The organism is Klebsiella sp. 141153, assembly GCF_032601995.1.
Classification (GTDB): domain Bacteria; phylum Pseudomonadota; class Gammaproteobacteria; order Enterobacterales; family Enterobacteriaceae; genus Klebsiella; species Klebsiella aerogenes.
In genome coordinates this window covers 162,431-182,834 of record NZ_JAQIRJ010000001.1, presented here as the reverse complement: position 1 = coordinate 182,834, position 20,404 = coordinate 162,431, and the positions used below count along the sequence as shown (strand labels likewise).

Here is a 20,404-nt window from a genome sequence, read left to right as displayed (position 1 = left end):
CATGGCTGTTGAATTTATTTCATGTTGCTGGCTTCGCTGACGCTAAATGCAAACCCCTCATCCGCCCAACCGGTCAGGCCGCCGAGCATCATTTTTACCGGTCTGCCAAGCTGCGCCAGCTTTAAGGCGGCAATATCCGCGCCGTTGCAGTGCGGCCCAGCGCAATAGACAACAAACAGCGTTTCCGCGGGCCACTGCGCCATTCGCGCGGCATTGATCTCGCGATGCGGCAGATGCAGCGCCCCTGGCAGGTGACGACGGGCGAAAACATCATGACTGCCTATCACATGCAGCAGCACAAAGTCCTGCTCACCGTGCTGCAAAGCGTGATGGACATCGGCGCAGTCGGTTTCGACACTCAGTTTATGGGCAAACCAGGCAGCGGCATCGGCCGGGGCGGCTGGCGTAAATTGGCTTACAACACTCATGGCGTATTCTCCTTGTCTGTGGTAACACTACTTTAACCACCACCCGACCCGGACCACCGCCCCCATTGATGACAGAAAACGCTGAAATCCTGACAACCAACAATGTGACACTGTCACCACCAAAAGTCGTCGTTCTGGCCTATGACGGCCTGTGTACCTTCGAGTTCGGCGTGGCGGTCGAGATTTTTGGTCTCCCGCGCCCGGAAATGGGCGATAGCTGGTATCGGTTCGCGGTCGCCGCCGTCGATGATGGCGAGCTTCGCGCCACCGGCGGTATTCGTATCGTCAGCGACGGCGGGCTGGCGCTGCTTAACGAAGCGGACACCATCGTCGTCCCCGGCTGGCGAGGCATAGAAAGCGAGGTTCCTCAGGCGCTGTGCCAGGCGCTGGCGGCAGCGTATGCGCGCGGCTGCAGAATCGCCTCTATCTGTTCCGGGGTATTTGTGCTCGCCGCCGCCGGATTGCTCAACGGCCGGCAGGCCACCACCCATTGGCGTTATACTGCCCGGCTGCAGGAGCGTTTTCCGTTGATTGAAGTGGTGGAAGACGTGCTGTACGTCGGCGATGCGCGGCTGATGACCTCCGCCGGCAGCGCCGCGGGCATCGACCTTTGTCTGCATCTGGTGCGCGAAGATTTCGGTCACGAAGCGGCGAACATCGTCGCCCGGCGGCTGGTGGTGTCGCCGCACCGCGACGGCGGGCAGGCGCAGCAGGTGATCCGCCCGGTAGCAACAGCGCGTGAAAGCCAGCGCCTCGGCCAGCTGTTTGATTATCTGCATCAGCATCTCGCTGAGAGCCATACCCTTGCCTCGCTGGCGCAGCGAATGGATATGAGCCCGCGCACTTTCTTGCGTCGTTTTCAGCAGGCGACCGGTAAATCGCCGGCCCGCTGGCTGCTTGATGAGCGGTTGCTTCGCGCCCGCCAGCAGCTCACCGATAGCCGTCTCAGCATCGACAGAATCGCCGAAATCTGCGGTTTCGCTAATGCCAGTACGCTACGTCACCACTTTCGCCAGCATTTCGCCGTGAGTCCGCTGCAATATCGAAAAAAGTTTTCCCCCGTCAGTAGTAATATTAAGATGGCCAGCGACAATAATTCACGTCGTTGAATTACACCTGCAAGGATTAAGCTGATGAAAAAAGAGTGTCGCGTCGTTATCTATAAAGAGGGGCTGCTGGGCAGTATGTTTTTTGGCGAAGCGAAAGCCGATCCCGATAAAATGAGCCGGTTCCTCACTGAGTACACGCAGCAGGGCTGGGAAGTCAAAACCATGGCGGTCGAACGCCGCCGCAGCGCCCTGTTCTGGTCGCGCGAAGCCTATTTATTTGTGCTCGAACGCGCCATCTGATGCGTTAATTTACTTCATAAACATAACGCTATTCTGGTTAATCTTTTGTTTAGATTGACCAGGATATTATCTATTCAACAACCGTAAACCCTGTTCAATGAGGACAACATTAGCGCATAAATAAGATGGAGGTAGATCATGCTGGGAAATATGCATGTTTTCATGGCCGTACTGGGAACCATCCTGTTCTTTGGTTTTCTGGCCGCGTATCTAAGCCACAAATGGGATGACTGATGAACGACGATAATCCCCACCCGTAAGCGCCCCCTGCTGCTGTTGCACCAGGGGGCGTTCTGTTTTTAAAGACCGTTATTGCCGTTGTTGCTGCCAAATAGTGATTTCGTCAAAAAGCCAGCCGATAAACAGCGCTGCCTCCTCCTTTTCCTCCGCCAACGGAGAGACCGCCAACCAGTAGTGCCAGGGATAAGGCGCAGTAATTGCCGTTATCTGCACCAACTCACCTCTATCCAGCGCCCCCTGAACCAGAGATCTACGCTCCAGAGCGATACCTTCGCCCAGCCGTACCGCATCAAGAACCAGATTTGAATCATTAATCCGTAGTCCGCCAGGCTCGATCTCTTTCTCCAGCCCAGCGTTCAGGCTCCAGCTTTTCCATGATTCCATCGAAAAAATAATGTTGCTCGCAGCCACCTCCTCCGGCGTCGCTGGCAGCTTGCCGCCGTTATAATTTGGCGCGGCGACTACCATTAATTCATCCGCAAAGAGAAAATGACTTTTAACCCCTTCCCATTCACCACGCCCCATACGGATAGCAATATCAATCCCTTCCTGTTCCAGAGCGCTCACCGTCAAGCTGGCCTGAAGCCGCAATAAGATGTGAGGATATTTCTCGCGGAATCGCATTAGCCGCGGCAATAGCCAGTGACAGCCAAATGAAGGTAGTGTTGACAACGTAAGTTCCAACGTCCGAGGTTTAATCTGTACCAGCTTTGTCGCCTCTGCGATGTGCTGCAGAGCCTCGCGAATTTGCAGCGCGTACAGCCGCCCTTCTTCATTGATTTGTACGCCACGCCCCTGGCGGATAAAGAGTTTTACCCCAACGAGCTCCTCGAGGATTTTGATTTGCTGGCTAATCGCCGAATGTGTCACATTCAGTTCCTTCGCCGCTAGCGTCACGCTGCCAAGACGGGCGACGGCCTCGAAACTGCGTAAACTTGCAATGGGTGGATAATTCGACATCTGTTGTTCTCTGCACCTTGCCGGCTAATGTCAGAAATACTTACGCTCTGTATAAGAAAACCATGATATTCGTCGCTATCGGTTTACGCTAATCTGCGATGGTCTGCTTATCGGCAGCGCCTGAACACATGATTTCCCGATAATAGAATGATGTTAATCTGGAATAAAAAATGACGATGAAACTTATTGGTATGATGGATTCGCCTTACGTTAGGCGTGTTGCAATCTCGCTGGAACTATACGGCATACAATTTGTGAGCGTTCCTTTATCAGTATTCAGCACCTTTGATGCGTTTTCACAAATTAACCCGGTTGTTAAAGCGCCAACGGCGGTACTGGATAACGGTTTGTTATTAATGGACTCGACACTGATTCTACAATATTTCGAAATGCAGGCCGAACCCAGGCGTAAACTGTTACCGAAAAATCCGCATCGGTTAGCGGAGGATCTGCAACTGTTGGGGTTTATTCTCGCTGCCAGCGAAAAGGCGGTACAAAATATTTATGAACATCGTCTCCGTCCGGCGGAAAAACAGCATCAGCCATGGATTGAGCGTGTAACACAGCAACTGCTGGCAGCTTGTCATGAATGGGATGCAAGATTGGCCGGCCGCACTACCGCCCAACCGCTGGATCAGGTCATGATAACCAGTACTGTCGTCTGGTCATTTATTCAGGCCATGATCCCAACGACGATCCCGCCCCACGATTTTAAACATATACATGGTTTAGCAGAAGCATGTGAGGCTTTAGCCGCTTTTAAAAAATATCCTCTGGCGGAATAATCGCGTTTATAAGGTTTTCCTACGCTTGCGCGAATACATCACTTCATCGCTTTGTTTGAGCATATCCCCGAGCGTCGGATAACGGCTGACATCGCTCTGTAGCTCGCCGTAAGAGTAATTAATGTTATAGGGTTTTCCTGACGTCTGGTTGTAATGATCGACACTCTCACGCAGCTTTTGCAAGAATGTGTCGGCACGCCCGTTGCGGGTAATGATGGCGGCGAACTCATCGCCGCCTAAACGGCCGACAACCTCGCCTGGCAGCAGATGTTGCGCCAGAAACGCCGCGAAGGTTTTTAGCACCTCGTCACCTTCCGCATGCCCCCACAGATCGTTAATGGGTTTGAATTTATCGAGATCAAAAAAGACCAGGCTAAACGGCGTTGCGTTGCTAGTAAGCGTACGGAAACGTTTATCGCCGATACGGTAAAAGCCGCGCCGGTTAGCGATGCCGGTCAGACTGTCGGTCATCGCCATGCCAATCACCTGGAACTCATCCTCGACGATATAAGCCAGATCCTTGAGGACGGCGATCTCTTCATCGTTAAACTCGCGCGGCGTGGTATGAATCAGGCATAGCGTGCCGGCCACGGCGCCATCGGGCAGATGGACAGGATAGCCCGCGTAGAAGCGGATATAGGGTTCGCCCGTCACCAACGGGTTATCATAAAAACGATCGTCATTGACCGCATCGTTAACGATGAATGCGCCGTCCTGCAAGATGGCGTGGGCGCAAAAAGAGATATCGCGCCGGGTCTGGCGAATCCCCAACCCCTGACAGGCGAGCAGCCACTGCCGTTCACGGTCGAGCAGGCTGATGAGTACCACCGGCACCTGAAAAATTCTTTTAGCCAGCCGGGTGAGGCGTTCGAAACGCTCATCATCACGGGTATCGAGCAGGTCCGCCAGATACAGCGATTTCAGTCTTTCTTCTTCATTTTCCGGTACGCCTGGGAATTTCATAAAGCCTCATTGCAATAAAGCGAAAAAATCAGATGGCGGGATTAATGAGCAGCCGATGAAAAGCGCGTCAGCGCCCCATACCAGTCATAGCTGCCCTGGGTACCAATTTCGCGTTCCCCCTCTTCCAGCTTCAGCAGAAAACGTCGTTTGTTGAGCTGATCGAGGTTATGAAAGTAATTCGCCAGCCGTCGGGCTAAATCTTCATACATGGCGAAAGCCACCGCGGTCCCTTGCGCCGCATCGGCGTATTTAGCAAATTCGTTCTTAATCGCCTGAAAATCATCGTTCATTGAAAGCACCACCTCCTGTCGCAATGTCATCAGTATGGTTAGCCCTGGCCGTTTTTTCCATCCCAATAGCTATCCGCATTTTATGCTGGCTTAAAAAATACGGCCCAGGGAAGCGCCGAGACCCACGCCATGAAAAACAATGCGTTTATGCTGTTATCAGCGCAAATTATCGGCAATTAGCAGAAGATAATAAAATCGCCAGCGACGAGCCAGGGGTGAATAGGCAAAAAAAAACCGCCATGTGACTGGCGGTGAATAAATGCTTGCATGGATAGATCGTAGATTGTATTTAGCGTTTTCGTAGGAGTGCGTCGGGACTTCCTACGTCTGACTCGCAGGCTAGCACGCCCTTGTTCAATAAATCTTAAACCGCAGACGTACTCATAGCTTCTCCACCAGCGCTTTTAGTTCAGTGATCAGCGGCGCAGTATTATCCTGCGTCGCGAGCGGCCAGGTCGACTGACGTACCACCAGCCGCGCCGGCAGCAGTTCGCGCAGGCGGCCGGTCGGCGCCGCCATCTGCTGCATTACTAATTCCAAGGCCCGCCGGCCTAACAGATCAAAATCCTGGGCGACGGTGGTAAGCGGCGGCTGAAAGTAAAGGCTATCGGCCGTATCGTCATAGCCGGTCACCGAAATCGCCTGGCTGCCGCGTCGATTAAGCTGCGCCAGCGCGCTTAGCACCCCGAGTGCCATCTGATCGTTGGCGACCACGATCGCGCTTAATTTCGGGTTTTTATGCAGCAACTCGAAGGTTTTTTGCCAGCCGCTGGCGGCGCTCCAGTCGCCGAACACCGTGATCGATTGACTGACCCCAAGCCGGTGCAGCGTCTCGCGCCAGCTGCCGAGGCGCATCCGCGCCGACACCGAGCTTTCCGGCCCGGCCAACAGGCCAAACTCTCGGTGACCTAATTCCCAAAGGTGGCGCACGCAGGCGCCGCAGCCATCGCGATGATCGAAACGCACGCAGGAGACATCTGTCTCCGGCGAGACATCGAGAAACAAACAGGCGATATCCGTATTTTCCGCCGCCAGCCGTTCGGCGACGCTGCTCTCCAGCGGCAGGCTGATAATGGCGCCTCGAATATGCTGGGCGCGAAACTCATCCAGCCGCGCCTGCAGCGCCGGGTAATCACTTTGCGCCGGCATGGCGATGGCGACCTCCAGCCCCTGCTCACCGGCATACCTTTTCACCGCCGCGGCAATTTGCGACGGCGCGTGTAAGGTCAACGACGCGGTGATAAGCCCTATCGATGCCGCCGCTTTGCCCGCCAATAGCTGTGCCGAACGGTTAGGCACATAGTGCAGCGTCTGCATCGCGCGCAGCACCTTTTCACGGGTGCGCTGCGCCACAATCTGTGGGTTATTCACCACCCGCGATACCGTCTGCTGCGAAACGCCCGCCTCGCGGGCGACATCTTCTAAAGTGGCTGAACGGCGCTGCATCGCGTACTCCTGTCAGTGAAAACGGCTTAATGTCTTACGCTAACATTTTATGTCTTCCTTACGACAAAAATCTGCTATTTGCGCCGTGATTCGTGATCGTGAATGGGTTTCATTTTCGCCAACATTGCGGGTCTGTGGAAAATACCCGATAACCCGATGAGATTGTTTAGCGAATAACATTTATTACCATTATCCGTCAGGTATGCGTATGCAACGATATGATTCAGGCGCCGCTCGCGGCCCCGCTTTTCACGAAGTTCTGGCCCGCGAGGACTGGCAAAACCAGACTATCACTCACCTCAACCGCCTGCCCGCCCATCCCTCTTTTGCCAGCTGGCGCGATGCCGATGCGGCGCGCGACAACCGCCCTTCCGACCGCCGCCGTCAGCTGGACGGCGAATGGCAATTTTCCTATGCCCGTAGTCCGTTTCAGGTGGATGCCAACTGGCTGCAGCATGACCTGCCTGACAGCCGCCCGACGCCGGTGCCTTCAAACTGGCAAATGGAGGGCTATGACGCGCCGATTTACAGCAACGTCCGCTATCCGATTGATACCGTGCCGCCGCGGGTGCCCGAAGACAACCCTACCGGCTGCTATTCGCTACAGTTGACCGTCGATGAGGCGTGGCGGGTCGAAGGGCAAACGCAAATTATCTTTGACGGCGTTAACTCCGCGTTTCATCTGTGGTGCAACGGCGAGTGGGTCGGCTACTCCCAGGATAGCCGTCTGCCCGCCGCCTTTGATTTAAGCCAGTTTCTGCAACAAGGCGCCAACCGCCTGTGCGTGATGGTGATGCGCTGGAGCGCGGGCAGCTGGCTTGAAGATCAGGATATGTGGCGCATGAGCGGTATCTTCCGTTCGGTGTGGTTACTGCATAAACCGCAGGTCCGCCTCAGCGATGTGCAATTAACCCCGCAGCTCGATGCTCTATATCGCGACGCGCAATTGCAGGTCAAGCTTAGCGTCGAGGCCGCGCCTGAAGCGCTAGCGGCGCTGGAAATTGACGTCGCGCTGTGGGATGGCAAAACGCGCCTTGCCAGCCAGCGCCAGCCGCTGGGTACGCCGATTATCGATGAACGCGGCAGCTACGGCGAGCGGGCAATTGTCAATCTCGATATTAAGCGCCCGCGGCTGTGGAGCGCCGAGCAGCCGCATTGCTACCGCGCGGTGGTATCGCTATGGCGCGGCGAGACGTTGCTTGAAGCGGAAGGCTGGGATATTGGTTTGCGCCAGGTAGAAATCCGCGACGGGCTACTGTTGCTCAACGGCAAGCCGCTATTGATCCGCGGCGTCAACCGCCACGAACATCATCATCAGCGCGGCCAGGTGGTCAACGAAGAGGATATGGTGCAGGACATTCTGCTGATGAAGCAGAACAATTTCAACGCCGTGCGCTGTTCGCACTACCCCAACGCCCCGCGCTGGTACGAGCTATGCAACCGCTACGGCCTGTACGTGGTGGACGAAGCCAATATCGAAACTCACGGCATGGTACCGATGAATCGGCTGTCTGACGATCCGGCCTGGCTTGCCGCTTACAGTGCGCGCGTCACTCGTATGGTGCAGAGCAACCGCAATCATCCCTCGATCATTATCTGGTCGCTGGGTAATGAGTCCGGCTGCGGCGACAACCATCAGGCCATGTACCAGTGGTTGAAGCATAACGACCCTTCGCGTCCGGTACAGTATGAAGGCGGCGGCGCCGACAGCAGCGCCACCGATATTATCTGCCCGATGTACGCCCGCGTCGAGCGCGACCAGCCCTTCCCGGCGGTACCCAAATGGTCGATCAAGAAGTGGATCGGGATGCCCGGCGAACAACGCCCGCTGATCCTCTGCGAATACGCCCACGCGATGGGCAATAGCCTGGGCAATTTCGCCGATTACTGGCAGGCTTTCCGCGACTATCCTCGCCTGCAGGGCGGTTTTATCTGGGATTGGGCCGACCAGGCAATCGAGAAAACGTTCCCGGATGGTAGCGTCGGCTGGGCCTATGGCGGCGATTTCGGCGATAAACCTAACGACCGGCAGTTCTGCATGAATGGCCTGGTATTCCCCGACCGGCGCGCCCATCCTTCGCTCATCGAGGCCAAACATGCGCAACAGTATTTCCAGTTCGCCTTGCTGGAGCAAAGTCCGCTGCGGATTGCTATCACCAGCGAATATCTGTTCCGCGTCACCGATAACGAAATGCTGCGCTGGCAGGTTCAGTGCGCGGGAGAAACGATAGCCAGCGGCGACTTAGCGCTGGCGCTGCAGCCGCAAGGACGGGCGGAATTGATTCTTAGCGACTGCCTGGCCCTGCCGCGCGGCGCCCGTGATGTCTGGCTGCAGCTCGAAGTGATCCAGCCGCAGGCGACGTCATGGTCTGAGCCCGGTCACCGCGTCGCCTGGCAGCAGCTAGCGCTTGCCGCGCCGCTGGCGCTATCTGAGACGTCCGCCGAAGGCCCGGCGCCGGTCCTGACGATCGAACCCACGCTCTATCAGGTCAGCGTCGGATCCCAGCGCTGGATTATCGATCGTCAGAGCGGACGTTTAAGCGAATGGTATGCCGCGGGCAAACAGCAGTTGCTGACCCCGCTGGCGGATCAGTTTATCCGTGCGCCGCTGGACAATGATATTGGCGTCAGCGAAGTCGAACGTATCGATCCGAACGCCTGGGTCGAGCGCTGGAAGAGCGCCGGTCTGTATTCGTTGACGACCCGCTGCGTGAAATGCGAGGCGCAGCAGCTGGCGCGGGAGGTGATCGTTGATAGCCACTGGCACTATCTGCGCGGCGAGGAGACGGTCATTGCCAGCCACTGGCGCATGACCTTCACGGCCGACGGCGGGCTCCAGATCACCGTTGATGGCGAACGTGCCGCAACGTTACCGCCGCTGGCGCGCGTCGGGCTGCGCTTCCAGGTCGCCGATCAACATGCCGAAGTCAGCTGGTTGGGATTAGGGCCGCACGAAAACTATCCGGATCGCAAAAGCAGCGCCTGTTTTTCGCGCTGGCAACAGCCGCTGCGCGAGATGAGCACGCCCTATATCTTCCCCAGCGAAAACGGTCTGCGCTGCGATTGCAAAGCGCTGGACTGGGGATGCTGGCACGTCGCAGGCCAGTTCCACTTCTCGGTGCAGCCGTACAGTACGGAACAGCTGATGACGACCGATCACTGGCATCGTATGACGCCGGAAAAAGGCGTCTGGATCACGCTCGACGGCCAGCATATGGGCGTTGGCGGCGATGATTCCTGGACACCAAGCGTTCTGTCACAGTGGCTGCTGCTCGAGGCCCAATGGCACTATCAGGTTACGCTTCATTGTCAATAATAACGGGGGCTTCGGCCCCCACCGCACAGGTATAATAAGATATGAAACTCTCTGAACTCACGCCCCGCGAACGGCATAATTTTATCTATTTCATGCTGTTCTTTTTCTTTTACTATTTCATTATGTCGGCTTACTTTCCCTTTTTTCCGGTGTGGCTGGCGGAAGTAAACCATTTAACGAAAACCGAAACGGGGATTGTTTTCTCCTCCATTTCGCTGTTCGCGATAATATTCCAACCGGTGTTTGGACTGATTTCCGATAAGCTCGGGCTGCGTAAACATCTGCTGTGGACCATTACCGTACTGCTTATTTTGTTCGCCCCGTTCTTTATTTTTGTCTTCTCGCCGCTGCTGCAAATGAACATTATCGCCGGCGCGCTGGTGGGAGGAATTTATTTAGGCGTGGTGTTTTCCAGCGGTTCCGGCGCGGTCGAGGCCTATATTGAACGCGTCAGCCGCGCCAACCGTTTTGAATACGGCAAAGTACGCGTCTCCGGCTGCGTCGGCTGGGCGCTGTGCGCGTCAATTACCGGCATCTTGTTCGGTATCGACCCTAACATTACCTTCTGGATAGCCTCCGGTTTTGCGCTGGTGCTTGGCGTGTTGTTATGGCTATCGCGCCCGGAGGCCAGCAGCAGCGCGCAGGTTATCGACGCCATCGGCGCCAACCGCCAGGCCTTTTCACTACGTACGGCGGCCGAACTGCTGCGAATGCCGCGCTTCTGGGGATTTATTATTTATGTGGTAGGCGTCGCCAGCGTCTATGACGTTTTCGACCAGCAGTTCGCTAACTTTTTTAAAGGCTTTTTCGCCACGCCGCAGCGTGGAACCGAGGTCTTCGGCTTTGTCACCACCGGCGGTGAATTACTCAACGCGCTGATTATGTTCTGCGCACCGGCAATTATTAACCGCATCGGCGCGAAAAACGCCCTGCTGACCGCCGGCATAATTATGTCGATGCGCATCCTCGGATCTTCTTTTGCGACTTCGGCGGTGGAAGTGGTCATTTTAAAAATGCTGCATATGTTTGAATTACCGTTCCTGCTGGTCGGCACTTTCAAATATATTTCTTCCGCATTTAACCCTAAGCTTTCCGCCACCCTATTTTTAATCGGCTTTAACCTGTCGAAACAGCTTTCCGGGGTAGTGCTTTCGGCTTGGGTGGGACGGATGTACGACACCGTAGGTTTTCACCAGGCCTACCTGATCCTCGGCTCAATCACCCTGAGCTTTACCCTGATATCGCTATTTACCTTAAAAGGTAGTAAGACACTGCTGCCTACAGCAGAGTATAACAATGCGTCCTGAGATTATCCTTCCGTCACGGATGACGGAGACGCCGCTTTGATTTGCGTTTGCCCGCCGCTATTCTCCAGTTCGTAGAGGCGGCACTCCGCTCGCGCTGAGATCAATTGCGCCAGTTCTGCCGAGTGGCTGGTAAGCCAGATCTGGCTATAGCGTGACGCTTCGACAATCAGACGCGCCAGCGCCGGGAACATCTGGCGATGCAGGCTGTTTTCCGGCTCATTAATGGCGAGAAACGCCGGTGGCCGTGGGCTGAGTAACGCGACCGCCAGGCACAAAAAACGCAGGGTGCCGTCAGACATCTCCGCCGCCAGCAGCGGCCGATAAATCCCCTCCCGGCGCATCTTCATCACGAAACGCGAGTTGTCGTTCTCGCAGAAAAAGGTACAGTCGGGGAACGCTTCGCCGAGGATTTCGTGCAGCAACTCCTCAGCGCCGATTTCGACGATAGTCTGAAAGGCCGCCGCCAGATTGCCGCCATCGCTATCGAGCACCGGTGAACGGTAGCCGACCGTCGGCTGGCGGAGCGGTGAAAGCCTGCCGATGGCAAACTCATGGTAAAAACGCCAGCGGCGCATGGTCTCCCGCACGCGCGACACTTCCGGGAAACGATGCGGTTCGCCTAGCTGGCCGAAAATAGACTCGTTTTCGTAAATAGTATCGGTGAAGGTACTTTTTTCGCCATTGACATCAACCAGAAACGCCGCCTGGTTTTTTCGTTGCAGTACCCGTGACGATGGCCGGCGGTTAAAACCCGATAGCCAGATATTCTCTTCTTTAACGATCGGGTCAAGCATGAATTGCGTTGGATACGGCAGTTTTTCCGGAAACCCGACCTGCAATTCGTATTCAAATTCGTCGGTCAGGCAGGCGATTTGCAGACGCCGTGGGTGGCGGTCGGTCGGCGCCTGTTTCCCCGACCACATGATATTCTCAAGCCCACCCTCCTCGCTGACATAGCTGGAAAACTGGCCGCTGGCCGAGGCGGTTAACAGGTGAATCGCTTTGTAGATGTTCGATTTTCCGCAACCGTTGGGGCCAAACACGATATTCAGCGGCCCGAGTTCCAGTTCAATCGCCCTGACTGAACGGAAATTGTTAATACGAATGCGGTTAATCATACCTTTCCTCTGGCGCGCCGATGCTCAACTGAGCGATTTTTTCATCCCGCGCGTTAGCGCGACTCTGGCGAGTTTATCGGCATCCAGATGTGAATCACTAAAGACGCCGAAAAACAGGCGTTCATCATCAATAACCTGCGACACGACCCGGTAGTTCAACGGCTGTCCGGATGGCGCGCCGTACTGCGCAGGAGTGACGGAAACTTCCGTCGCGGTGTCGGCGACGCTAACCAGCAGACCATCTGCTTTGCCGCCCACCAGCATGACCTTAATTAACGGGTGCACTGTATTCCTCCCGAGTGGGGTCAAAAATGTCATTGAACAAGTCCCTGGCCACGCTGAAGCGCCGCAGGAAAAAAAATCGTCGTATGTACTTTTTTATAGTTCATAGCGGCCTGGAGTATAAAAAAAAACGAATTGCACTTTGTAAGCACGCATTATTAGTAGTAAAGGCCGACAAATGATGAAGGAAAAAAGTGGAATTGTGAATCTTAACAACTCTTATTTGTTGCTCAGGGCGTTGAGAATGGTCGCAAAATGTACATTGGTTACAGTGGGATGCTGAGCTATTTGGTAGCCGGACAAGACGCGATGCGCCGCCTCGGAGAAAAAACCGGGCGGCGACGAATAGCACAGTATCTACAAGCCGCGATTTTTCAACATCGGCTCGATCAGCGGATCGTGCCCGCGCCAGTCGCGATACAGCGCTTCGAGATCGCAGCTATTACCGCGCGACAAAATCGCCTCGCGGAAACGTTGACCGTTTTCCCGGGTTAATCCCCCCTGCTCGACAAACCACTGATAACCATCGTCGGCAAGCATTTGCGTCCACAAATAGGCATAGTAGCCCGCCGCATAACCGCCGCCGAAAATATGCGAGAAATAGCTGCTACGATAGCGCGGCGGAACCGCCGCCAGATCCATCTGCTCCTCGCGCAGCGATTGCTGTTCAAAAGCATCGACATCCTGCGGCAGCGCCTGCGGGGTGACGCTGTGCCAGCGCATGTCAAGCAGCGCCGCCGCCAGCAGTTCGCTCATGTCATAACCCTTATTGAACGTTGAGGCGCGGAACATGCTGTCGCGCAGATCATCGGGCATGGCTTCGCCGGTCTGGTAGTGCTTCGCATAATGGGCGAAGACCTGCGGCTCGCTGGCCCAATGTTCATAAATCTGCGACGGGAATTCCACGAAATCACGCGGCGTATTGGTGCCTGAAAGACTCGCATAGCGCTGGTTAGCGAACAGGCCGTGCAGCGCATGGCCAAATTCGTGGAACAGCGTGATGACGTCATCCCACGATAGCAGCGCGCAGCCGCCGGCTTTTGGTTTCTGGTAGTTGCAAACGTTGTAAATCACCGGACGCTGGGCACGCAGCGTCGATTGATCGACAAACACATCCATCCAGGCGCCACCGCTTTTGCTGTCACGCGAGAAGTAGTCGCCGTAAAACAGCGCCATTCCTTCGCCGTTGGCATCAAAGATTTCCCATACCCGTACATCGGGATGGTAAAGCGGAATATCAAAACGTTCGACAAAACGAATGCCAAACAGTTGGGAGGCGGTCCAGAACACGCCATCTTCCAGCACCCGATCCAGGGCGAAATAGGGTTTTAGCTGCGCTTCATCGATGGCGAATTTAGCGCGCCGCACCTGCTCGCCGTAATATAACCAGTCCCAGGCCGCAGCCTGAAAATCGCCACCCTCTTCATCAATAACCTGCTGGATATCGGCAAGCTCCTGTTCGGCGCGACGGCGGGCCGCCGGCGCGATGCGGCGCATAAAAGCCAAAGCCTCAGACGGCGTTTTCGCCATCTGGTCAGCCATCGACCAGCTCGCGTAATCGGCGACGCCGAGCAATGCGGCCTTACGCGCGCGGATTTCCGCCAGCCGCAAAACCAGTTCACGGGTGTCGTTGGCATCGCCCTTCTGGTTACGCGTCCAGCCTGCAGTGAATAGATTGTGCCGGGTCTGGCGATCGGCAAGGGCCTGTAGCGCCGGTTGCTGGGTGGTATTGGTCAGCGCCAGCAGCCAACGGTCCTGCAGGCCTTTATCGCGCGCGGCATCGGCGGCGGCGGCAATCTCATCCGCGGCCAGCCCGTCGAGCTGGTGTTGATAATCGACAACCAGACCGCCGGACTTCACCGCCGCCAGCAGACGCTGCTGGAACTGACTTTGCAGCGACGCCTCCTCGGTATTCAATGCTTTTAGCGCGGTTTTCTGCTCTTGCGCCAGCGCGGCTCCCGCCAGCTGGAAACGCTGCCAGCTCACCTCAAGCAGACGCCGCGACTCCGGATCCAGATTCAGGGCGTCGCGCTGCTGCCAGACCTGTTTGACTCGCTGGTACAGCGCATCGTTGAGCCAGATATCGTTGCCAAGCTCGGCGAGCTCGGCGGAGAATTGTTCATCCAGTTGCTGTATCAGCGGATTAGTATTCGCCCCGGCCATAGCGAAAAAGACCCGGGTCACCCGGCCCAGGAGCTGGCCGCTCTGCTCCAGCGCGACCAGGGTATTGTCAAAATCCGCCGGCGCCGGATTGTTGACGATTGCCGCAATCTCCTCGCGCTGGCGCCGAACGCCCTCATCAAAAGCCGGGCGATAATGGCTATCTGCAATCAAATCAAAATGCGGCGCCTGGTACGGCAGCAGGCTGACGTGTAAAAAGGGATTATTGTCCGTCATCATTCTCTCCTGAACGCGGGTATCCACTAAGATTAGGCAACTCATTGATTGGCCGCAATGATTTATCCAGCCAGCGCGCTATACCAACAGATGACGATACGATTTTCCTTTACCGCGCGGCGTTAACGCGTGCTATGTTATGACAACACAAAAAGCTTTGAGGAACAGTAAGATGATTATTCTGGTGACTGGTGCAACTGCTGGATTTGGCGAAAGTATTACTCGTCGTTTTATCGCTAACGGCCACAAAGTGATCGCCACCGGGCGTCGTGAAGAGCGCCTGAAGACGCTCAAAGAGGAGCTTGGCGATAACCTGTATACCGCGCAACTCGACGTGCGTAATCGCGCCGCCATCGAAGAGATGATTGCCGGGCTGCCCGCGGACTGGCAGTCTATCGATGTTCTGGTGAATAACGCCGGCCTGGCATTGGGTCTGGAACCCGCTCATCGCGCCAGCGTCGAAGACTGGGAAGACATGATCGATACCAATAATAAAGGCCTGGTGTACATGACCCGCGCGGTGTTGCCGGGGATGGTGGAGCGTAATCGCGGCCATATTATTAATATCGGTTCGACCGCCGGTAGCTGGCCCTACGCCGGCGGCAACGTCTACGGCGCGACTAAAGCTTTCGTACGCCAGTTCAGCCTGAATCTGCGCACTGATTTGCACGGCACCGCGGTTCGCGTCACCGATATCGAGCCGGGCCTGGTAGGCGGCACCGAGTTCTCCAACGTCCGTTTTAAAGGCGACGATGCGAAAGCCGGTAAAACTTACGAGAACACCCAGGCGCTGACGCCGGAAGATGTCACCGAAGCGGTGTGGTGGGTCGCGAATCTGCCGAAACATGTCAACATTAACACGCTGGAAATGATGCCGGTCAGCCAGAGCTTCGCCGGGCTCAGCGTCCATCGTCAGGGCTAACGCCCTCAGCGGCCTGGCCTGCGGGCCAGGTCTGGGCGGGACGGCAAAAAACGAGTAAAATAATGCTCATAACCCATTAAAAAGTAATCATCAATGGCCGCAGAAACGCAACTGAATCCGACCCAGCCCGTCAATCAGCAAATCTATCGCATCCTTCGCCGGGATATTGTCCATTGCCTGATCCCGCCGGGAACCCCGCTGTCAGAGAAAGAGGTGTCGGTGCGGTTTGATGTTTCGCGCCAGCCGGTACGGGAAGCCTTCATCAAATTAGCGGAAAACGGGCTGATTCAGATCCGTCCCCAGCGCGGCAGCTATGTGAATAAAATCTCAATGACCCAGGTGCGCAACGGCTGTTTCGTGCGCCAGGCCATTGAGTGCGCGGTAGTGCGCCGCGCAGGAACGATGATCAACGATGAACAGCTCTATCAGCTGGAACAAAACCTCAACCAGCAGCGGGTGGCGGTTGAACGTCAGCAGCTCAATGATTTTTTCCAGCTCGATGATGAATTTCACCAGAAATTATCCCTTATCGCCGACTGCCAGCTGGCGTGGGACACCATTGAAAATATCAAGGCGACCATCGATCGGGTACGCTATATGAGCCTTGACCACGTGACTCCGCCCGATATGCTGCTGCGTCAGCATCTCGATATTTTTCAGGCACTGGAAAAACGCGATCTTGATGCCGTAGAAAAGGCGATGAATATTCACCTGCATGAAATTAGCGAGTCGGTTTTGTTGATTCGTCAGGAAAATAGCGAGTGGTTCAGCGAAGAATAATGCGTTACACGGCAGCCAACGTTGCGTCAGCTGCCGTAAAATAGATTACCGAACCACTAACACCGGAATTTTGGCATAGCGTAAAATGGACTCGGCGTTAGAACCGAGGAGATGAGTTGATATACCCGGCTTGCGTGAACCAATAACGATAACGTCAAAATTCTCTTTTTCGCTCAGCGCTAATATTTCATCACGCACATTGCCAAAAACAATGCGGGTATGGATCCGCGACGCCGGGATTGAAAACAATCGCGACAGATCGCGCATTTTCTTTTCCGACTCTTCTTTCATGAAGGCTTCAAATTTACGAATATCCGCCGTGAAGCCGCGCAGCAAAGAACTGGTGCTGTTTGGCAGCACGTTCAGCAACGTGATTTCACCTTCTTCGGCAGATGCTAAAAAATCCGCGTGACGAACGGCCTTATCGCTTAAATCCATTTCAAACACATCGACCGGCAATAATATCTTTTTGTACATAGCCTGAGCTCCTTAGTCCTGAAGAAACCGTTGGGGGGATTTTATTCTGTCATATTTAAGCGTGCGGGAATACGATCAATCACCCAAATAAATACTTCAGAGATAAAAATAAACATCAACAATATATAATTAATTATGGAAAGTTAGAGTTATGTATAGACGGGAAATATCAGAGGCTATTCGTATTGCTAATACAAAAATAGCCCGACTCGCTATGCGATGCCGGGCTATGAATGGAATGATGTTTTTTTACTGGCCTTTAGCCCATTCGCCGACGGTCGCCTTGGCGCCGTGAATCTGTAAAGAGAGATACGCCGCCGTCACCGCATCGACAAAACGCGGTTCCTGCGGCAGACTTTCGCCGAAAATGGCCTTAATACCCAGCAGCGCCTGCACGCGTTCGCTACCCTCTTTACTACCCTGCACCGCCTGTTGAATGACCGGCAGCAGCGGATCGCTGATTTCAATCGCCTGCCCCTTGTCATCGACACCGCTCACGTAGCGCATCCAGCCGGCAATACCCAGCGCAAGCAGGCTGAAATCACTGTGATGCGCCAGGTGCCAGCGCACGGAGTCCAACATACGCTGCGGGAGCTTCTGGCTACCGTCCATCGCAATCTGCCAGGTGCGGTGCTTAAGCGCCGGATTGCTATAACGCTCAATGAGCAAACCCGCATAACGCGCCAGATCCACGCCCTGTACACTCAGCGTCGGCGCTTGCTCTTGCAACATTAACGCCTGCGCGGCACGGCGGTAGTTATCATCCTGCATGCAATCATTGATATGCTGATAACCGGCGAGATAGCCCAGATAAGCGAGGAACGAATGGCTGCCGTTGAGCATTCGCAGCTTCATCTCCTCAAACGGCACGACGTCAGTGACCAGCTCCGCGCCGGCTTTCTCCCACTGCGGACGACCGGCGACGAAGTTATCTTCGATAACCCACTGGCGGAACGGTTCACAGGCCACACCTGCCGGATCGCGCCCCCCGGTGAGTTGTTCAATTTTATCCAGCGTATCAGCGGTCACTGCCGGAACGATCCGGTCGACCATTGTGGAAGGGAACGTCACGTTCTGCTCAATCCACTGCGCCAGTTCGTCATCAACGGCGCGGGCATACGCACAAACTACGTTGCGCATTACGTGGCCGTTTTCCGGCATATTATCGCAGGACATGACGCTGAAAGCCGGCAGACCGGCGGCGCGACGGCGCGCCAGCGCTTCTACCACCACGCCCGGCGCCGATTTCGGCTGGTGTGGAGTTTGCAGATCGGCGGCAATCAGCGGGTTATCAAGCTGCAGCTGACCGGTGGCCGGAGAGTGGCAGTAGCCTTTTTCGGTGATGGTCAGCGAGACAATCGCTACCTGAGGCTCGCACATTTTCGCCAACACGCTTTCCAGGCCATCGACCTGCGCATGCATCGCCTGCTTCACCACGCCGACGACGCGTGCGGTCCAGGCATCGGCGGACATTTCAGCCACCGTATAGAGCAGGTCCTGCTGTTGCAAATCGGCAATCTGCTGCTCACCGCCAATGAGGTTCACTTCGGTATAGCCCCAGTCGCTGCCGTGTTCGGCGGCAAGGATATCGGCATACACCGCCTGATGGGCGCGGTGAAAAGCCCCAAAACCGAGATGAACGATGCGAGAAACCAGCTTGCTGCGATCGTAAGAAGGAAGCGTTGCCCTGGCGTTTAAAAGCGTGTTTTCCATGGTGTCTCTCATTTTTATGATGACTGATAAATCATTCTCAAACAGAATGTTTTGGTGAGGTAAACCATCGCACGCAATTGGTATGACATCTTTGATTTCCATCAACTACCATACAAGAAGATCCGGCGCTGTCGCGTTTCGTGATCCTGCGCGCAATGGCGGGGATGAGCCGGGAGTATCCCGGCTATCCTGGGTTAACGATGAGATTATGATTTCGCGTATTGGCCATTCGCGTTTAGCGCCTGACGCGTACCGGCGTCCGCCGCATCGTGGTCCAGACTCAGGTCACGGTCACACACTTCCGGCATCAGTAATGACGAGATGAGACCGATAGCTGAATAACAGATCAGCATCGCGACAATCGGCCACCACGAACCGGTTACGTTACAGAAGATACCGGCCAGCACCGGTCCGAATCCCACCGCCACCAGGCCGCCGGCCTCTTTTGAGATAGCCATTCTGGTAAAGCGATTACGCGAGCCGAACATTTCCGCCATGGTGATATTTTCCAGCGCAAACAGACCCAGTACCGCCACGTTATGAATAACAATCAGGGACAGCATAATGGTGCTGGCGCTATAGCTTTTATCGACAATAATAGCCAGCATCGGCCAGGCCAGAATAATGGCGGAAATATTGACGATAATATAAGGTAAACGGCGCCCAACTTTATCCGATAGCCAGCCTAACAGTGGGATAGTAATAAAGCCAATCACTGAGCTAATCATTAAGGCATCGGTCGGAATCGCTTTATCAAATAATAGGCTTTGAACCAGATATCCCGCGAGAAATGTTTGTAATAAACCGGAATTACCGGCCTGTCCAAAGCGTAAACCGGTCGCCAGCCAGAATGATTTACTTTTTAACATCGCGCCGAAGGTATTTTGCGCGGCGGCGACTTTAGCCTTAACTTCATCAGCTTCGTTGACCTGTTCAAATACCGGGCTCTCTTTCAGATTTAAACGCAGCCAAATGGCAAAGATCATTACCACGACGCTTGCAAGGAACGGAATACGCCAGCCCCAGGCGATGAGTTGTTCGCGATCGAGCAAGAAGAACATCACTGCCCAGATGGCCGTGGCGCTCAGCGTCCCGCAGTTGGTGCCCATCGCCACCAGAGAAGAGATGATGCCGCGTTTACCTTTTGGCGCATATTCCGCCAGCATGGTACCGGCGCCGGAAATTTCGGCGCCCGCTCCCAGCCCCTGAATAATACGCAGGGTCACCAGTAACACCGGCGCAAAAATACCAATCTGCGCATAGGTGGGTAATACGCCGATTAACGTGGTGCAAATGCCCATCATGGTGATGGTAATAAACAGAACCTTTTTACGCCCGATGCGATCCCCCATTTTACCGAATATGAAAGCGCCGACGATCCGCGCAATATATCCTGCGCCATAGGTTCCCATCGCTAATATCAGCGCCATGGCCGCCGACTGCTCCGGGAAAAATATCTCATGAAAGACCAGCGCGGCGCCTAAAGAATAAAGCTGGAAATCCATAAATTCCAGTGCCGTGCCAAGCCAGCCGGATACCGCGGCGCGGATAAGATCCGTAGTGCTTCTCTCATTTTTAGCTGTCGTCATAATAATAATCTCTAAAGTAGGATACAGCGAGGTTATTTATAT

19 protein-coding genes are annotated in these 20,404 nt (G+C 55.0%); 8 read left to right on the top strand and 11 right to left on the bottom strand.

All coding sequences use genetic code 11. The features are described from left to right. Positions 1-14 precede the first annotated feature (14 nt). Positions 15-428 (bottom strand): rhodanese-like domain-containing protein, encoded by a 414-nt coding sequence (locus PGS10_RS00890; protein ID WP_047048097.1) that lies wholly within the window; start codon positions 426-428, stop codon positions 15-17. A gap of 68 nt (positions 429-496) precedes the next feature. Here PGS10_RS00890 and ftrA point away from each other — a divergent pair, with 68 nt between their 5' ends. The 3 genes from ftrA (at position 497) to mgtS (ending at position 2,011) form a co-directional block, all read left to right on the top strand. Then, on the top strand, positions 497-1,537 hold the full coding sequence (gene ftrA, locus PGS10_RS00885; protein ID WP_316422238.1) for a transcriptional regulator FtrA: 1,041 nt from the start codon (positions 497-499) through the stop codon (positions 1,535-1,537). A gap of 24 nt (positions 1,538-1,561) precedes the next feature. Then, positions 1,562-1,777 (top strand): DUF4177 domain-containing protein, encoded by a 216-nt coding sequence (locus tag PGS10_RS00880; RefSeq protein WP_015366741.1) that lies wholly within the window; start codon positions 1,562-1,564, stop codon positions 1,775-1,777. A 138-nt stretch (positions 1,778-1,915) separates the two neighbouring features. Then, positions 1,916-2,011 (top strand): protein MgtS, encoded by a 96-nt coding sequence (gene mgtS / locus PGS10_RS00875; protein WP_004102377.1) that lies wholly within the window; start codon positions 1,916-1,918, stop codon positions 2,009-2,011. 75 nt (positions 2,012-2,086) lie between these two features. Here mgtS and PGS10_RS00870 read toward each other — a convergent pair whose 3' ends face one another. Continuing rightward, complete coding sequence (locus tag PGS10_RS00870; protein ID WP_316422237.1) at positions 2,087-2,977, bottom strand: LysR substrate-binding domain-containing protein; 891 nt, start codon at positions 2,975-2,977, stop codon at positions 2,087-2,089. A gap of 176 nt (positions 2,978-3,153) precedes the next feature. Between PGS10_RS00870 and PGS10_RS00865 the strand changes: the two genes are divergently transcribed. Next, positions 3,154-3,762 carry a glutathione S-transferase family protein gene (locus tag PGS10_RS00865; RefSeq protein ID WP_316422427.1) on the top strand — a complete coding sequence of 203 codons (609 nt, stop codon included), beginning with the start codon at positions 3,154-3,156 and terminating at the stop codon, positions 3,760-3,762. A 6-nt stretch (positions 3,763-3,768) separates the two neighbouring features. Here PGS10_RS00865 and PGS10_RS00860 read toward each other — a convergent pair whose 3' ends face one another. The 3 genes from PGS10_RS00860 to PGS10_RS00850 form a co-directional block, all read right to left on the bottom strand. Next, complete coding sequence (locus PGS10_RS00860) at positions 3,769-4,725, bottom strand: sensor domain-containing diguanylate cyclase (protein ID WP_045394581.1); 957 nt, start codon at positions 4,723-4,725, stop codon at positions 3,769-3,771. 41 nt (positions 4,726-4,766) lie between these two features. Continuing rightward, on the bottom strand, positions 4,767-5,015 hold the full coding sequence (locus PGS10_RS00855; protein ID WP_045394583.1) for a hypothetical protein: 249 nt from the start codon (positions 5,013-5,015) through the stop codon (positions 4,767-4,769). Positions 5,016-5,396: 381 nt separating this feature from the next. Beyond that, on the bottom strand, positions 5,397-6,461 hold the full coding sequence (locus PGS10_RS00850; RefSeq protein WP_316422236.1) for a LacI family DNA-binding transcriptional regulator: 1,065 nt from the start codon (positions 6,459-6,461) through the stop codon (positions 5,397-5,399). A 208-nt stretch (positions 6,462-6,669) separates the two neighbouring features. Between PGS10_RS00850 and PGS10_RS00845 the strand changes: the two genes are divergently transcribed. Continuing rightward, a complete protein-coding gene (locus PGS10_RS00845) occupies positions 6,670-9,777 on the top strand; it encodes a beta-galactosidase (RefSeq protein ID WP_316422235.1) in 3,108 nt (1,035 codons plus the stop codon). 41 nt (positions 9,778-9,818) lie between these two features. After that, on the top strand, positions 9,819-11,084 hold the full coding sequence (locus PGS10_RS00840; RefSeq protein WP_045394589.1) for an MFS transporter: 1,266 nt from the start codon (positions 9,819-9,821) through the stop codon (positions 11,082-11,084). 2 nt (positions 11,085-11,086) lie between these two features. Here PGS10_RS00840 and PGS10_RS00835 read toward each other — a convergent pair whose 3' ends face one another. The 3 genes from PGS10_RS00835 to dcp all read right to left on the bottom strand — a co-directional run bounded on the left by PGS10_RS00835 (position 11,087) and on the right by dcp (position 14,881). Continuing rightward, on the bottom strand, positions 11,087-12,202 hold the full coding sequence (locus PGS10_RS00835; RefSeq protein WP_045394592.1) for an AAA family ATPase: 1,116 nt from the start codon (positions 12,200-12,202) through the stop codon (positions 11,087-11,089). 24 nt (positions 12,203-12,226) lie between these two features. Next, a complete protein-coding gene (locus PGS10_RS00830; RefSeq protein WP_045394594.1) occupies positions 12,227-12,487 on the bottom strand; it encodes a hypothetical protein in 261 nt (86 codons plus the stop codon). A gap of 354 nt (positions 12,488-12,841) precedes the next feature. Continuing rightward, complete coding sequence (dcp, locus tag PGS10_RS00825) at positions 12,842-14,881, bottom strand: peptidyl-dipeptidase Dcp (protein WP_316422426.1); 2,040 nt, start codon at positions 14,879-14,881, stop codon at positions 12,842-12,844. Between the two features lie 172 nt (positions 14,882-15,053). Here dcp and ydfG point away from each other — a divergent pair, with 172 nt between their 5' ends. Together ydfG and PGS10_RS00815 are read left to right on the top strand one after the other, a co-directional pair. After that, positions 15,054-15,803, top strand: coding sequence for a bifunctional NADP-dependent 3-hydroxy acid dehydrogenase/3-hydroxypropionate dehydrogenase YdfG (gene ydfG, locus PGS10_RS00820; protein WP_045394599.1), 750 nt, complete (start codon positions 15,054-15,056; stop codon positions 15,801-15,803). 93 nt (positions 15,804-15,896) lie between these two features. Further along, positions 15,897-16,583: a GntR family transcriptional regulator gene (locus PGS10_RS00815; protein WP_045394600.1), complete on the top strand. Its 687-nt coding sequence runs from the start codon at positions 15,897-15,899 to the stop codon at positions 16,581-16,583. 45 nt (positions 16,584-16,628) lie between these two features. Here the strand turns inward: PGS10_RS00815 and PGS10_RS00810 are convergent, their stop codons facing one another. The 3 genes from PGS10_RS00810 to PGS10_RS00800 form a co-directional block, all read right to left on the bottom strand. After that, complete coding sequence (locus PGS10_RS00810) at positions 16,629-17,060, bottom strand: universal stress protein (RefSeq protein WP_045394603.1); 432 nt, start codon at positions 17,058-17,060, stop codon at positions 16,629-16,631. A gap of 249 nt (positions 17,061-17,309) precedes the next feature. Next, positions 17,310-18,773, bottom strand: coding sequence for a mannitol dehydrogenase family protein (locus tag PGS10_RS00805; protein ID WP_316422234.1), 1,464 nt, complete (start codon positions 18,771-18,773; stop codon positions 17,310-17,312). Positions 18,774-18,979: 206 nt separating this feature from the next. Beyond that, positions 18,980-20,362: an MFS transporter gene (locus PGS10_RS00800; RefSeq protein ID WP_316422232.1), complete on the bottom strand. Its 1,383-nt coding sequence runs from the start codon at positions 20,360-20,362 to the stop codon at positions 18,980-18,982. Positions 20,363-20,404: the final 42 nt, after the last annotated feature.